The organism is Gordonia sp. 34D, assembly GCF_056682775.1.
Genome location: NZ_CM155293.1, coordinates 2,876,182 through 2,892,505 on the forward strand (window position 1 = coordinate 2,876,182; position 16,324 = coordinate 2,892,505).

Sequence of the window (16,324 nt, forward strand, 5' to 3'; positions counted from 1 at the left end):
GTCACTTCTGCGTCTTGATTTCGGCCATACGACGAGTCAGGTCGGCTCCGACCTTCGCAACGTACGGCTCGTCGACGATGGCCAGGTGGTCGCCGCCAATGTGGATGATCTCAAGATCGTCCACTACTTCGCCCCAACGACCGTCCTCGTCGATCTCGGCCCACTGCGGCTCAAGCTCGATAGCGCCGTCGTGCATTTTGTCCGCGCGGTACAGGATCACCTTGCCGTCGTACGACGTCGGATTGATCTCGGTGAGCGCACGGTTGTCGAGGAACGACGTCCGCTGGTGCTCGATGATGCCGCCGGGGATCTTGGTTCCCGACATCGCCATCATTTCGGCGATGATCGCGAACTGTTCGTTGTCGTCGGCGGCGACGAGGCGATCCATCGGGATCGGCACGTCTTCGTCAAGCCCGTAGGTCTTGATCGCGAACGCCTTCCAGCGTTCGAGGCGAGCCCGCTTGTTCTCTTCGGTGTCGGGCACGTCCTTGCTGGGACGGACGACGTCAATGAGGCCAACAAACGCGATCTCGTCGCCTTCCGCGCGGAGCAACTGCGCGGCACCGTAGGCGAGCGCACCGCCCAGCGACCAGCCGACCAGGACATACGGTCCGTGCGGCTGCACTTCACGCAGGCGCGGCATGTACTGACGGACGCGCTCCTCAATGGAACCTTCAACGCGGTCGAAGCCGATCACGGGCTGATCCTCGGGCAGACGCTTCAGGAGCGCCTCGTATGCGGAGGTGTTGCCACCGGCGGGGTGGAACACCAGCATCGGGATCGGGTCACCCGCGGTGGTGTCGAAGCTGTGCTTCGGCTTGCCGTCGGCACCCTTCGGGACGCGCAGGAATCGGAGGAACCCGTCGACATCGGCCGAGGCCTCCATGTGCTGGCGCACATAGTTCGACAGTTCCTCGATGGTCTCCGAGTCGAGGACATCTTCGATGTCGAGGTCACCACCGGTGCGCTCGTTAAGGCGTTCGGTGAGCTTCTCGGCATCGTCCTCGCTGAGGACGGGAAGCTTGTTGAACACGCCGCCCGCCGACTTGCCGGTGACAACCGCGTACACGCCGTAGGTGAGACGCTCGGCCGCGTCGCGCGGCGGCACATCGCTACCGGCGGCTTCGGCGACGGACGCCTGATCCATCATGTCGGTCGGCTGGGCCGGTGCCGCGGCGGCTGCCGGAGCTGCCGTCGGTGCGGGTTCCGGTTCCGGCTCGGGCTTGGGCTCGAGTGCAGGTGCTGTTTCGGGTGCAGTTTCGACCACCGGCGCGGCAACTGGTTCCGGTGCGGGCGCTGCCGCATCCTTTGCCAGTTCCTCGTCGATGTAGGCGTTCAGCGCCGCGGTATCGAGTTCGCCGCCGCCGGTCATCTCTTCTAGCTCGTCGAGCTGGTCGCGGTGCGTCACGGCGAACGCAACAAACTTTTCCACATCTGCCAGGTTGGCTTGCCGCATGGCCTGCAGCTGGAGTTGCGGGATGTCGAACTCATACTCCACACGGTTCTTGATGCGGACCGCCATCAGCGAATCCAAGCCCAGCTCGATCAGCGGAACTTCACGAGGGAGGTCCTCGGGGTCGTACCCCATGGACTCACCGACGATCACGGCGAGGCGATCACCGACGGTCTCGCTCGACTCCGGATCCCACCGATTGCCGATGTCTTCGACGATCTCGTCTTCGACGATGACCTTCTCGTCGACGAACCCGGAAGCCTTTGCCGCCTCGGCGGCTGTCGGCGCAGCGGCCACGGCGGTCTGCGCCGGTGCCACGGCAGCGCCGGTGACGGCAGCTTCGTACAGCAGTGCGTAGTTGCCAGCGGCGTCAGCGTGAACGGCGATTGCCGCACCGCCCGGGTGTCGCGTCAACGTGGTGGTGACAGTGCCGGCCTTCGGGAACTCGGCGGCCTGTTCCACCGCGGCAACCGCGGCGGACGAGCCGAGAATCTGCTTGGCCGCAGCCAGGACCAGTTCGCGCGGGTCACGAACGGCGGAGATGTTCACTTCCCAGGCGTGGCGACCATCGGGCAGCCCAACGTGCGAGCCGGGGACTGTGCTGGCACCGGTGCCGCTGGCGATAGCCGCATCGATCCAGTACGGCTTGCGTTCAAAGCGGGTGCGCGGGATGTTCGCGTAGCGCTGGTCCGGGCCGGTGCCGAAGAGCGACGCGACGTTAACCGGATGGCCATGCACGTACAGCTTCATCAGCGCGTTGACGAGGCCGTAGCTTTCGTCTTCCTTGCGGCGCAGCGTCTCGATGAGCTCGGCGTTATGCACGCCAGCACCGAAGGTGGTGGCGGCAACCGAGATCAGCACTGCCGGGTTCGGTGAGAGTTCAACGAACGTCCGGTGACCAGCCTCCACCGACTTCGCGATGGCCTGCGCGAACCACACGCTGTGGCGCAGGCCCTTCAGGTAGTAATCGATCGTGAAGACGTCGGGGGTGCCCGGCCGGTAGTAGGTCTCGCGGTCCACCGAACTGTAGACGCCGTACTTGAGCTTTTGCGGTTCGATACCGGTGATCTCGTACGAGAGTTCGCCGAGCAGCGGATCCATCTGCGACGTATGGCTAGCGCCCTTGGTCTGCAGCTTGCGACCGAGTTTGCCGTCGGCTTCCGCGCGCGCGACGATCGCGTCGACCTGGTCGACGGGTCCGCCGATGACGGTGTGTGTCGGTGCCGCGTAGACGCAGATTTCCAGATCCGGGAAATCAGTGAGGACGCCGGTGATGTCGTCGGCGCTGTATTCGACGAGGGCCATGTAACGGACGGCATCGCCGGTCAGCATGGCTTCGCCCTCGCCCATCAGGCGGGAACGCTGGCAGATCACGCGGGTGGCGTCTTCCAGCGACAGACCACCGCTGATGTAGGCCGCCGAGGCCTCACCCATCGAGTGCGGAACCAGCACACCCGGCTCGGCACCGAAGTGGCGCATGGTGTCGGCGAGCGCCACCTGGATCGTGTAAATGCCGATCTGGGCGGTCTCGATCTCGTAGGTTTTCTCGTCGTCGAGGAAGATATCGACCATCGAGTAGCCGAGTTCGCGCTGAATAATCGCGTCGACGCGATCGGCGTGCTTGGCGAAGACCGGGTTCTCCAGGTACAGCTGCTTGGCCATCTTGCGGTGCTGCGAACCGAAGCCCGACAGGAGCCACGCGGCCGATGCGGCATCCGGCGCATCGCAGGTGTAAACGAACGGCAGTGCCTTGCCCTCGGCGACGGCACGGACACCCTTGACGGCATCTTCCATAGTGCGGGCCATGACGACCGACCGGGTACGACCGTGGTTGCGATGTGCCAGGGCGCGACCGATCTCCACGAGCGGAGTGGCCTGACCTTCGTCGGACTCGAGCCACTCCAGCAGATCTGCGGCGGCCTTGCGGCGCCGCGAGGCGAGGAATCCGGAGATCACCAGCGGCACCACGGCACCTTCGACGGCGGCGGGGGCAAATCCCGCTGCGGGATCGACCTCGGCGGCTACCACCTCGGCCGGCACCTTGCTGGCCTGCGCGGCCAGGACGGCACGCTCGGCCTCGGTCAAGTACTCGTCGTCATCGTCGTAGTCGTCGCCGGTATGGACGGCGACCGGCTCGACGGCCTCGGCCGCTGACGGCTCCACAAAGTCGGACGGCAGTGCCTCGCGGATGACGAGGTGCGCGTTGGTGCCGCCGAAGCCGAATCCGGAAACACCCGAGATGGCATGACCCGAGTAACGAGGCCAATCGGTGGCCTCGGTGATGACGCGCAGGTTGGTGGCCTCGAACTGAATGTACGGATTGGGTCCGACATAGTTCAGCGACGCAGGCAGACGGTCGTGCTGCATCGACAGCACCACCTTGGCGAGCGCACCGGCACCGGCTGCGGACTCCATGTGGCCGAAGTTGGTTTTGGCCGAACCGAGCAGCATCGGGGCTTCCGGGCGACGACCGCGGCCAACCACGCGGCCGAGCGCATCGGCCTCGATGGGGTCGCCGAGGACGGTGCCCGTGCCGTGGGCTTCCACGTAGTCCACCGTGCGCGGGTCAATGGCGGCGTCGGCGTAAGCCGAACGCAGCACCTGGACCTGAGCTTCGGGGTTGGGGGCAAAGATGCCGTTCGAGCGACCGTCGGAGTTCACCGCCGAACCCGCCACCACGGCGAGGACCGTGTCACCGTCGCGGCGGGCGTCGGCCATCCGCTTGAGAACAAATACGCCGCCACCCTCGGCACGGATCATGCCGTTGGCGTCGGACGAGAAAGCCTTGATGCGACCGTCCTCGGCTTGCGCGCCGATTTGGTCGAAGCCCAACGTGGCGGCCGGAGTCAGCAGCATGTTGACGCCGCCGGCAATAACCACATCGGAATCGCCGTTGCGGAGGCTGCGAACACCCTCGTGCACGGCAACCAGCGACGACGAGCACGCGGTGTCGATCGCGAGTGACGGGCCGTGGAAGTCGAAGAAGTACGACACTCGGTTGGCGATGATCGACGTCGCCGTACCGGTCAGCGCGTAGGCCGCCGTTTCCGACGCGCCTTCACTGAGGCCGAGGGTCGCGAGCATCTGGTAGTCGTTGGTTGACGTGCCCATGAAGACACCGACCTGGCCACCTCGCAGATCGCTTGGCGGAATGTGGGCGTGCTCGAGGGCTTCCCACGTCAGTTCCAGCGCGAGCCGCTGCTGCGGGTCGACGTTCTCAACTTCGCGCGGGCTCATTTGGAAGAAGTCGGCGTCGAATCCCTTGACGTCATCAAGGTAGCCGCCATGCACGTTGCCGTTCTCGATGGCTTCGGCGATGCGCGGGTCGGCCTTGAACTCGAGCCAGCGGTCGTCCGGCAAATCGGAGATGCCGTCGACGCCGGTGATCAGCGTCTCCCACGTAGATTCCGGGGTGTCGCCGGAAGCCGGGAAGCGGGTCGCGAGGCCGACGATGGCGATGTCGTTGTCTGCCGAGCGCTCCCGCTCCCAGAAACGGTCGTCGTCGGCGTCCAGGCCTTCGTCGGGGTCACCCTCGATGATGCGCTTGGCGAGCGAACCGATAGTCGGGTGGTTGTACGCGGCGGTGGCGGTCAGGACGACGCCGCTGTAGTCCTCAACGTCGGCAGCCAAGGCCACCGCATCGCGGGACGACAGCCCAAATTCTTCCATCGGACGGTCATCGGAAATCTGGTCGGCGGGCACGCCCGTCGCCTTCGAGACCCAATTGCGCAGCCAGTCGCGCAAATCTTCCACCGTGAGGTCGCCGACGGTCTCGCCGTTTGAACCGTTGTTCTCAATTTCAGACATTACTAACCAGCCTACCGATCGCGTTACTTGTTATTAGCAAACGAGCCCGGTACGCCACCTCGTGACGTACCGGGCTCACTGCTATGTTCATGCGCCCGCGTCGGGGAACGCCGTCTGCTGGTACCCACCGCGCAAGGTGCCATCAATGTAGGCAGCCTTGGTGGCGCGTCGGGCAATTTTGCCGCTTGACGTGCGCGGGATCGATCCAGCGGGAGCCAACAGCAGGTCCCGAACCATGACACCGTGGCGGCCGGCGACGGCGGCGCGCACCGTATCGGCGACCTCCTGAGCGTCGGTTTTGCGACCCGAGCCGCGCTCAGCAACGATCACCAACTGCTCAGAAGCGTCGTCGGGGTCGTAGCTCAAACCGCTGTGACCGCTCTCGAAAACTTCCTTCGGGAGCTGGTTGGCGGGCACCGCAAACGCTGCGACGAAGCCCGGACGCAGGGCCGTGCTCGACTCCTGCGCGCTGTACTCGAGGTCCTGCGGGTAGTGATTGCGGCCGTCGACGATCACCAGGTCCTTGACGCGACCGGTGATGTACAACTCGTTCTCGTACCAGACACCGAAGTCGCCGGTGCGCATCCACCGGTCCGGCTTGCTGGCACCGATGGTGTGGCTGCCCTCATCGAGCGGCTTGGAGATGACGTTGTGGAACGTTTCGGCAGTCTCTTCGTCCTTGTTCCAGTAGCCTTCGCCGATGTTCAGGCCGTTGAGCCAGATCTCGCCGACGCGACCGTCGGGCATCTCAGCACCGGTCTCTGGGTCGACGATGGCGGCCCACTGGCTCAGTGCGACCTGACCGCACGAAACCTGGGCAACAGCGCCCTCGGCTTCGGGATCAACGGGCACAAATTCGCCAGCGTTCAACCGGTCACGGTCGACATAGTTGACGAGTGCTTCGTTGTCGCGCTGGGTGGCCGACACGAACAGCGTGGCTTCGGCCATGCCATAGCAGGGCTTGATGGCCTTCGGCGACAGCCCGTACGGGCCGAATGCCTCGTTGAACTTGCGCATCGAGCTCACCGTGACCGGCTCGGAACCGTTGATCAGGCCGATGACGTTCGACAGGTCGAGGTCTTCGCCTTCGCGCGGCAGGCCGCGGAGAGCAGCGTGCTCGTAAGCGAAGTTGGGGGCGGCGGCGTAGGTCGGCGCATGGTCGTCGTCCGCGGCGAGTTCGCGGATCCAACGACCGGGGCGGCGGACAAAGGCGAGCGGGCTCATGATGGTGACGTAGCGGCCGCCGAGCGCCGGGAGGATCACCGTCAGCAAACCCATGTCGTGGAACATCGGCAACCAGGTGACGCCGCGAGCATTGCGGTCGATTTCAATCGTGTCGTAAATCTGCAGGCAGTTCGCGGCGACCGCCTCGTAGGTGATCTCGACGCCGGCGGGCACACGGGTCGAACCCGAGGTGTACTGCAGGTAGGCAACCGAGTGGAGGTTGTTGTAGTCGGCGACGGGCGGAACCCAGCTCGATCCAACCGAGTCCGGGACGGCGTCGACGGCGATAACGCGCGGGCGGTCCTTGGCGGGACGATCAGCGAAGAAGTCGCGGACGGCTTCGGCCGACTTGGTCGACGTCAGGATCGCGGCGGGCTGGCAGTCGGCCAGGACGGCGATCAACCGGTCGGTGTGGCCGGGCTCGTCGGGGCTGAACAGCGGCACCGCAATGTTGCTGGCGTACAGCGACGCGAAGAAGCCGATCACGTACTCCAGCGACTGCGGCGCCAAGATAGCGACGCGGTCGCCCGGCTTGGTCACCTGCTGCAGGCGAGCCGCGACAGCGCGCAAGCGCTTGCCGAACTGCGACCAGGTCAGGTCGATACGTTCGCCGTCGCGTTCGCGGCTGAAATCAAGAAACCGGTAGGCGAGGGTATCCGCCTGCTCACGCACGTTGCGCTCGACGTAGTCGACCAGCGTTGCGTCCTCGCTAAAGCGAAGATTGCCGGTCTCGTCAAGGAACTGCTCGAACTCGGTATTCAGCATCCAAAAACTCCTGTATCCGCACTCTCTGCACGGTCTGCGTCACTACTTCCGCACGCGTTCCTTTTCCGACACGCCCGTGTCGTCCCCCCGAACGTACGAAAACCTCGATTAGTTTACTCTCCCCGCAGAAGCGGGATGACGGGCGCAAAGGCGTCCATCTGTGTCGGGAAGATCCCGACGTAACTCATGGTGGTCTGCCGACGAACCTCACGGATCTGATCAGCGATTTCCTCAAAGCTACCGAACGCCAGGTACGGGGACGACAAAATGTCGTCGACCGTCAGCTCCACATCGCGGGCAATGTTGGGCGGGTATCCGCTTTCCAGTGCCTTCAACGCCATCTCGGCGGTCGCGACACGGTCGTCGGTGATGACGATGGTCGCGATGGTCCAGTTCAGTTCGATTTCGTCGAACCGGTCGCCTGCGGCCTGTCGAATCCGGTCGACGCGCTCAATGGTCTTTTCCATTGTCATGTCCGACAGTCGCAGTCGGCCATCGACGGTGGTGCCGGTGGCCACGGAGATAATGTCTGCGTGCTTTGCGGCCAGCGCAAGCATTTTGGGGCCACCGCCGCCAACGGCGATTGGCGGGCGAGGTCCCTGCCGCGGACGGGGGGAACCTTCCAGGCCCTTGATGGTGTAGAACTCGCCGTCGAAGTCGACCGTCTGGCCGCGCATCAGTTGGTCGAGGATGGTCAACGCTTCGTCGAGCTTGCGGATGCGTTCGCCGGGGGTACCGAATTCGATACCGGCCTTGTCGAACTCTTCTTTCATCCAGCCAGCGCCGATGCCTAGTTCAAGCCGACCCTTCGACAGCACGTCGATGGTGGTGGCTTCCTTCGCCAGCAGCGCCGGATGCCGGAAACCGTTTGCGAGCACCGACGTCGCCAGGCGAATCGTGCTGGTGGCCTGAGACAGGGCACCGAGCGCCGCGAGCGGCCCCACCTGGTTGCCCAGGTGATCCGGGATCGCGAAAGTGTCGTATCCGTATTCTTCGGCAGTTTGGGCGAGCTTGACGAATTTACGGGCGCCACCCTCGTCTTTATTGCCTTCGCCGCCCGCACCGAAGCGGAACTTCCGAAGTCCGTCAACGTTATGCGTCGACGAGTCTTGGGCAGTCGTCACGAAGTATCTCTCCTCAATGGTCTGCGGCCGCCGCGTAGCGGGCCCCAACCCGAGAAGGTTATCTCAGGCGGCCGTGTTCCCCAAGCTCAGCGGCAGCGATACGACGCAACTGTGCCGCGGTCGACACCTGCCCACGACCACCGCTAATTGTGAGCGGGATGGGGAGCACCCTTGATTGTTGTCGACGCCCAATCAGTCATCCACTGAACGGCTGTCCGGCCGCCCTTGGTCTTCCAATAGCGCGGTGTTGCGTACATGGCGTGCACGGGATTGCCTGCCGCATTGGCCAATTGGCCGATGGCCTTCAGCGGATCCCGGATCGTCGGAGAATCGCAGATCAGGTCACCTGGGGCACAGATCGACCGGACGCGGTTGGAGATCTCGGCGAAGCCGCCCACCCGGGGACCGGACATGCGGATTCCGGGAACCAGGCTGCCGAACCCCGCGAGAGCGATTTCGGCCCCCACACCGGGAGGACTGGGCATGACGTCGGACTCCTGGCCAGGTTCGCGTCGGCCGTCGGCAATGAGCCCGACTCCGATGATCAAATCTTGGTCGGCCGCCGGGATGGGGCCGCGGTCATTCGCCATATTGCTGGCGAGGTCGCCAGCGATGACGGCACCCTGCGAGAAGCCCAACAGAAGGTACCGGGTCAGCGGGCAGTGCTCGTAGGTCTTCTTCAGCTTGATCGACCCGCGGGCCGTGCCTTGCTTCCGCGAGTCGTTGTAGTCGGCCTGCCGATCCGCGAGATTGGTGGGATTACGGAACTGCGCCTTGTACGGCACCGTGTAAACCTCGGTGCGCGAACGCGGGAACTTCTCCTGCAGCTGCGACGACACTTTCAGCATCAACGAATTCTTGTTCGCATGCGGCGCATACGGGTCGTCGTTGGGACTTGACTCCCAGGTACCGGGGAACACCAGCGTCAACACATCCGGGCAGTCGGCCGGTTGCGCATTGGGCCGGCTCGGTGGCGCGGTGGTCGTAGTTTCCGGACCGAGGCCTGGGGGCGCGGGGGTCGGCTTAAGCCATTGGAAGATGAGAAAGCCAATGAGAAGAAGCGCAACCAGGCCGAGCGCCAGCACAATCAGCAGCAGCTTGCCCCACTTACGCTTTCTCAGCACAGATTCTTCTCTGCCGCGGTGATTACCTTCGCGGACTTATCGTTCGCTTCCGCCTCGGTCTTGGTCATGGGGCCGATCGCTGCCCGCACATAGGCCTTAACCAGCATGGGGTCGGCTTTCTGCGCTTGCGCGTCGCACACGTAGTGCCCCATGGTCAGCGCGACATTGTTGTCCGTGTCGCCCATGAACGAGACGTTCTGTCGCTTCAAATCTGCGAGGTAAGCCTTGTCCTTGTCGCTCAGCTTGATGCCACTGGGCGGCGGCGCGCCACCGGGGAAATTCTTCGGGACCGACGTCGAGTTATTGGGCGCGGTATCGGGCGGCGAGACCGAAGCCTTCGACGCGCCAGCAGCAGCTTCCCGCGATGCTTCCTGCGATGCCTTCGAAACCTCTGCCGACGCCGAGGAAGGATTCGATCCCGGCATCGTGGTGGTGGTGACTGGTGCGGTGCCGATCGGCGCGCTCGCCGTCGACGAGTCGTTGCACGCGGTCAATGTCCCCACTGCAACAGCGAGTGCACCGGCCGCAGCGGCGATGCGCATGTACTTGACAGTCATGTCTGACAGCCTACCGTCGCTTTCGGCCTAGTTCGGTCCCGCAAAGGGCTTTACCTGCGAAGACACGGTAAACCCTCAGAGGAAATTCAGATAACCCCGCCAGCGGGCCGCGGTAGACCCGCTGGCGGTGACCCACGTCATTCGACGCGAGCGCCACCCTGGGGAGTCCACGTGATTTTTCCGCGTTCGACGGTATTGAATTTGACGCCGTCGCGACCGGTCATCTCGTCACTGGTCGGAAGCCCGAGACGGTCGAAGGCGGGCACATAGGCACCACCAATCGCACCGGCAACCACCCTGGGCCCCTTCGGCCCGGTGAAGATCCGACCGTTGCGGAAGTCTTGCGCCCGGCCACCGGGAACGGCGTATTCGGGAGTCAGGCAGCCGCCCAGCCCCTTAACCTGCGGAGCCTTCTTGAAGGCATCCCCAACCTGGCAAGCCACCGCATCATTGCCCAAGCCGAGGGCTCCGGCGGCCTGCGGCCACGCCTGCATCATTTCGAACTGCCAGTACGGCCAGGTGTGGGTACCCGACGGGCGGTACACCGCCTGCCCAGGAATACCGAGCTTGTTCAGTTGCGCAGCAAACTGCTGGCTGGTGACGCGCGAGAGCACCTCGAGGCCAACACCGGAGTAGTTCGTTGCCAGCAGTGGAATGTCGGACGGCTTGTCGTGCGGGCCGACCACACCGTTGCCCGAGGAGATGTACAGACTGGTTCCCTTGAGCTTCTCGGCCAGCAAGTAGGGGTCGTGCTCCTTCCACGCGGGATCAGACGGCGGTCCGAACATCTTCGATGAGTCGTAGCCGCCACCGTCGCGCAGGGCGAACTGAATGGCTTGCGGCATGCCGTACGACGACATCTGCAGAATGCCGGAGAACGATCCCGCGAACTTGTAGAAGCCCGGGTTACGGGCGGCCAGCATCATGGCCGCCGTGCCACCCATGGACAGGCCCTGGATGGCGCGAACATTCGTCGACCGCCACTGACCTTCCAGGATGGGTGGCAGTTCCCGAATGAGGAATGTTTCCCACTTGTAGTTCTTGCCGCGGTCGGGTTCTTTCCAGTCGGTGTAGAAGCTGGACTCGCCGCCGACGGGCAGCACCACGTTGACGTTCTTATCTTGGTAGAACTGCGCAACGTTGGTGTTGATCAACCAACCGTTTTGGTCGTCCTGCGCGCGGAGGCCGTCGAGCATGGTCAACTGCGGGAACTTGGCGGCAGGGTTCGAGAACCAATCGCGCGCCAGCAGCAATTGCACCTGGATGTCGGTGCCCATCGCGGGCGAACGCACCCACAGCGCCACGCGGTGCGCGTCGTACCAAAAGGTCTTGGTGACCGTCGCCGGCTTCGCGGCCGGTGCCGGGCGTGCTGGCGGTGCGGGCTTGTCAGCCTTCGGCTTTGGCTTGGGCTTCGGCTTAGCGGGGGCCTGCTGCGTCGGCGGCTTGGGTGCCGGTTCGGCCGTCGCCGAACCTACGCCCATCGGCACTAGTGCCGCCACCATTGTCACAGCGACGGCGATACTCGCCGCGCGGCGTCTGCGCACCGCCCCGCCATTCATCGTCCGGCCCGTCCACTTCTTCACTGCCTGCTCCTCACGAGTCCCCCGACTGCGCTTATCGCACTCCGTTCACAAAACCGAGCGCCTCGTTCTGTTTTCTACACGGGAAGCGGGCCGAACTGTGCGCGCCACGCTGTGACGCATGTGAATTGTGTGACTAATGTTTCTCGCTTCCACCGTTTCCCGCGCTTCGCCCGTTTCCCTTTTCTGTCACGATTCGACCAGACCGTCACCGATCACGGTGATCGGCGACGGTCCGGTCGCTGCGCGACCACGGTTTGTGACAGAAAAGGGGCAATCGGGGGGTGGGATTGCGGCGTGAGACGGCAAAACAAAAGCTGGGCCGCGACTTCGCGTTAGCGATGTCGCGGCCCAGCTCTCGTTAGATCTGGCCTAGCGGAAGAATCCGCGGCTGTAGGCGTTCCACAGCATGTCCTGCCAGTAGCCCCACGCGTGGGTGCCGTTGGCCGAGTAGGACATCACCGGCACACCCTGGAGGAATGCCGCCGCCTCGAAGGCCTTGGCCTGAGCGAAGGCGAGCAGCTCCAGCGGGGTGCCCTTCAGGAGGTCGTCGCCGACGTTGCCCGGGTAGTTGTAGCGACCGAAGAAGCCGTTACCCGAACCAACGAAGACCTTGAGGCCATGCATGCGGTTGATGAGCATCATCGGATCGTTAGCGGTCCAGCGCGGGCTCCACGGAGGTCCCCACATGGCGTCAATGTTCCACGGTGCCGGAGCAACGTCGAGCATCGCCATACGCAGTGCGGTGCGCATACCCGGTGCCGACAGGGTCAGGTAGCCCGACATCGAGCCGGCTGCGTAGTACAGGTCGCGACGCTGCGCGGCGTGCACCAGAGCGGCACCGCCACCCATGGACAGACCCATGATCGCGTACTTGCCACCCTTGCTGGCGAAGCCCCTGGAGCGCAGTGCGGGCACGAGGCGCTTATCGATCACGCAGCCCCACTTGTAGGCCTTGCGCTGACCGTTGAAGTTCGAGGGAGCATCCCAGTCGGTGTAGAAGCTGTTGGGGCCACCCACCGGCATGACGACGTTGACGCCCCGGTCGGCCAGACGCTTGGCGTTGGTCTCGATGTCCCAGCCGCTGCGGTCGTAGCCGGCGCGCATGCCGTCCAGCAGGATGACGGTGCGGGAGTTACCCGGCTTACGCCATGCCTGAACCCTGACGACACCGGGCTTCATCGACTTGTTGCCGAAGGCACCGTTGGTCGGCATTCCACAGGCGTCGATCGTGAAGCCCGCGTATGCGGCACCACTCGACGGACCCGCACCCAGTGCGGTTCCCATCAGGCCCATGGCAGTGAGCACTGCGACGAGGACCGCTGTGAACCGCCGATGGCCAGCGTGCGGTTTGCTCTTAGCTTCGCGCATTGACTGCTGTCTCCCTAACATTTGCTTCCAAAGTTCATACCCAGCCCTCAGGCTGGCGCATTACGGTTGCGATGGACGGACGTGGCAACCTTCGTCACTCACGTCACACCTGCAACTCGATAGTGCGAGCCTATTCGACTCGCCAACCCGCACCAAACGCTGTGACTCTAATCACAGTGTCGGTACTGGCCATACACGGCAGGTCGCGCTAGAGACACCAGATGCCTCCGCTTTCGACCACGCCATGACTATCGCTCGACCGATGAGGGACGTTACCGTTTCGATATCTCCGCAGGCAAGCCATTGAGAGACATCCGACACAGGATCGGCTTAACTACGACCAAGCTGACGCTCAGGTTCGCAGACCGAAACCCACTGCCGCCCTGTCACTTTCCCTGCAATCCCGGCGGCATGACCAGCCCGCAACGCTCAATCTCGTACTTCGGTTCACGAGCAATCCGGTACGAGTTGAACTCCGCAGCCTGACGCAAATTGTGCCGGAATCGCGCAAAACTCCATGTGTCCTTGTACGACGCGAACCGCGCCTGCGTCATTGGGCAACTCAACGCCACCCGCGCCATCTTCACGTCGTCCCTACCCAGGAAGCCCGGGAATCCGCCCATAACGCCACTCTCGGCGATAACCCACTCGCTGGGCAGTCGTTTGTCATGTCCGATGCGACCGTCCGTCAAACGCGCCGTATGGGCCGCCAGCGGGTAGGCCAGCCCCATCTGGTCGACGACCCGGACATCGAGCGGGGCGTTCATGCTCGTCATACCCAAGTTAAGGAAGTACACCGTGGTCTCGCGGGGGATTCCCGGCGGCATCTTCGCTGGCAACGGCGAGTAGTACCACTCGTCGAAGTTCGCCGACGACAGCAGCACACCGCCACCGCGCGCTTCCGACTCATCGATCATCCTGACCATGGCTCGCATGCGCGGATAGTCCAGATAGTCCTGTGCCGTTACCGGATTCTCGTTACCCATATTGGTGACGTAGAACCGGCGTTCGTCGACGATGCCGTCGCGGCTGATGTCCATCCCCGCGCCGGACAGCACCGTCTGGTTGACGGCCACTCCCCACCAGACGGTAGTAATGACTCCGCCCAGCAGGACCAATCCCGTACCGAGTTGGATCCGCGAACGCTTCGTCGACAGCGACGCCGGAAGCGACACCGGAATCACCATGACCGGGAGCAGCAGAATAAACAGCGGTGCCAAGAGCACACGGCCGTGCATGAAGTCGCCGCCCTGACGCAGCCAGTACAGGCCCAGAATCAGTCCGGCGACCAAGACCGTCACCACGACGGTGTTTTGTGTCTGCAGGCGATCGACGATCCACGACCATCGGTTTTGTAGCCGGGCCGTCGGGCTCGGTGCGTCAATCTCGTCGCCGAGGATGTCCGGTACGCCGGACGTGCTGGCCTTGACTGGCTCAGCCGTCGTGGCCTCACTCTGCGACGTGCGGCGCGACAGGTACGAGCCGACGGCCAGCAGGATGCCCGCTATCACCGCGACGATCACCGGCAGCAGCAACGTATACGGACTGAACAGGTTGCCCAAGTAGGCGAAACCCTGCTGCCATTTGGAGCCGCTGGCATCCTTGGCGATGGCCGGGTTGGGAACCAGCACGGCGTAGTAGCCCATGCGGAAGATTTGATAGCCGATCGGGAGCGCGCCCGCGACGACGACCATAGCCACGCGCATCCGCCAGCCGATCCGCGAGGCAAACAGCACCAACAGCACCAGTCCGCCCAGAATCGTGATCTCCGGTCGCACCAGCGGCGCCAGACCGGCAGTGAAGGTCAAGGCAAGGAACGCTGCGCGCGAGCGACGGGTCGGATTCGCCGGATCACGACGTCCCCAAGCCAAGAACTGGCACCAGAGGGCGGCGATCCAGAAGATCGTCAGGCCGTTCTCCAGTCCCGAGGTCGCGAAGTCGCGCGCTGGCGGCACCACGATGTAGACAATCGCACCGAGCGGAAGAATCAAGGTGAGGCCGGGGCTCATTGCCCGGCGACCGTACAGTCGTGCCGTCCCGTACATCGCCAGCGGCACGGCGGCAATCGACAGGACCAGCGCCACCCACAGCACCACATACTCGGTCTGCTCGGCACCGGTCACCCAGCTCCAGAACCAGATCAGGTACGTCCAGGCGGTCGAAGTATTGGCCTCGACGCGTTCGCCCGCGTTAAAGACCGGACCGTTACCGGCCAGCAAGTTCCGGACTGTTCGTAGGACGATCAGGCCGTCGTCAGCGATCCACCGTCGCTGCCAGGCACCAATCGCAAACAGCACCGTAACGACGATCGCGCCGATCGAGAAACTCGCGATCGGCGCAATCAGTCGACGGCGGCTCTGAGTCTCTGGAACATCAGAGGTCGCCAAGACTTCAGAGTGGGACATATACCGCGATACCTACGAGCACGACCCAGGCCAGGGCCAGTAACTGGAGTGCGCGGTCGCCGAGGGCCACCTCTTCGGGTTCGCCAGCTTCGCCACCGTCGACGTCGACCGCGTACCGCAGGATCGCGATCGTGAACGGCACCATCGAGATTGCGTAGAAGACGTTGTCGCTGCGGGTGTCGTCGAACGCCCACATGCCGTAGCAAAGGACAACGGCGGTCGCCGCCAGCGTCCACACGAACCGCAGGTAGGTGGTCGTGTAGTACTCGAGCGACTTGCGGATCTTGGCACCGGTTCGCTGCGCCAACTGCAGTTCGGCATAGCGCTTACCGGCCGCCATGAACAGCGAACCGAAGGCCATGACCAGCAGGAACCACTTCGACAGGCCCTCGGGAAGTTCCGCAGCCACGCCACCGGCGATCGCCCGCAGCAGGAAGCCGGACGACACGATGCAGATGTCGATGACCGGTTGGTGCTTGAGCCCGAAGCAGTAGCCGAGCTGAATCACCAGGTAGACGGCAATCGTGACGGCAGTCTGCCAGTTCGCGAGGTACGCGATGGCGATCGACGCCACAGACAGGACTACCGCGAGGGTGTAGGCGAGATTGACCGGGACCACGCCAGCCGCGATCGGCCGGAACCGCTTCGTCGGATGCTGGCGATCGGCTTCCACGTCGAGTGCATCGTTGACGAGGTACACCGCCGACGCGACCAGGCAGAACGCCACAAATGCGATACCGACATTGAGCATGCGGTGACCGTCGGTCAGCGTTGCCGTACCGGCCGCCATCGGTGCGGCCAGCACCAATACGTTCTTGACCCACTGACGGGGGCGCATGGCCTTGATCAGGCCCGCCGCCAAATTCTTTGGCGGTTTAGGGACGCCGTGCTCGATCGGCTCCTCGCTCATCGGT

9 protein-coding genes are annotated in these 16,324 nt (G+C 63.9%); all 9 read right to left on the reverse strand.

Features of this window, described 5'->3' with window-relative positions; genetic code table 11:
* Window position 1 precedes the first annotated feature (1 nt).
* A complete protein-coding gene (gene pks13, locus AC1L34_RS13420; protein ID WP_424321943.1) occupies window positions 2-5,260 on the reverse strand; it encodes a polyketide synthase Pks13 in 5,259 nt (1,752 codons plus the stop codon).
* An 87-nt stretch (window positions 5,261-5,347) separates the two neighbouring features.
* Entirely contained in the window at window positions 5,348-7,249 is a 1,902-nt protein-coding gene (gene fadD32 / locus AC1L34_RS13425) for a long-chain-fatty-acid--AMP ligase FadD32 (protein WP_424296605.1), read from the reverse strand.
* 113 nt (window positions 7,250-7,362) lie between these two features.
* Window positions 7,363-8,373 (reverse strand): LLM class F420-dependent oxidoreductase, encoded by a 1,011-nt coding sequence (locus tag AC1L34_RS13430; RefSeq protein WP_424296603.1) that lies wholly within the window; start codon window positions 8,371-8,373, stop codon window positions 7,363-7,365.
* A 143-nt stretch (window positions 8,374-8,516) separates the two neighbouring features.
* Window positions 8,517-9,497 (reverse strand): cutinase family protein, encoded by a 981-nt coding sequence (locus tag AC1L34_RS13435; RefSeq protein WP_424321944.1) that lies wholly within the window; start codon window positions 9,495-9,497, stop codon window positions 8,517-8,519.
* On the reverse strand, window positions 9,491-10,054 hold the full coding sequence (locus AC1L34_RS13440; protein WP_424296600.1) for a DUF732 domain-containing protein: 564 nt from the start codon (window positions 10,052-10,054) through the stop codon (window positions 9,491-9,493). Before AC1L34_RS13440 ends, AC1L34_RS13435 begins: the two co-directional genes overlap by 7 nt.
* A gap of 137 nt (window positions 10,055-10,191) precedes the next feature.
* A complete protein-coding gene (locus AC1L34_RS13445) occupies window positions 10,192-11,613 on the reverse strand; it encodes an alpha/beta hydrolase-fold protein (protein ID WP_424296609.1) in 1,422 nt (473 codons plus the stop codon).
* A 393-nt stretch (window positions 11,614-12,006) separates the two neighbouring features.
* Window positions 12,007-13,005 (reverse strand): alpha/beta hydrolase, encoded by a 999-nt coding sequence (locus tag AC1L34_RS13450; protein WP_424296598.1) that lies wholly within the window; start codon window positions 13,003-13,005, stop codon window positions 12,007-12,009.
* Window positions 13,006-13,391: 386 nt separating this feature from the next.
* On the reverse strand, window positions 13,392-15,410 hold the full coding sequence (locus AC1L34_RS13455) for an arabinofuranosyltransferase AftB family protein (RefSeq protein ID WP_424296596.1): 2,019 nt from the start codon (window positions 15,408-15,410) through the stop codon (window positions 13,392-13,394).
* Window positions 15,397-16,320 (reverse strand): decaprenyl-phosphate phosphoribosyltransferase, encoded by a 924-nt coding sequence (locus AC1L34_RS13460; RefSeq protein ID WP_424296594.1) that lies wholly within the window; start codon window positions 16,318-16,320, stop codon window positions 15,397-15,399. The genes AC1L34_RS13455 and AC1L34_RS13460 overlap by 14 nt, the downstream gene beginning before the upstream one ends.
* Window positions 16,321-16,324 lie beyond the last annotated feature (4 nt).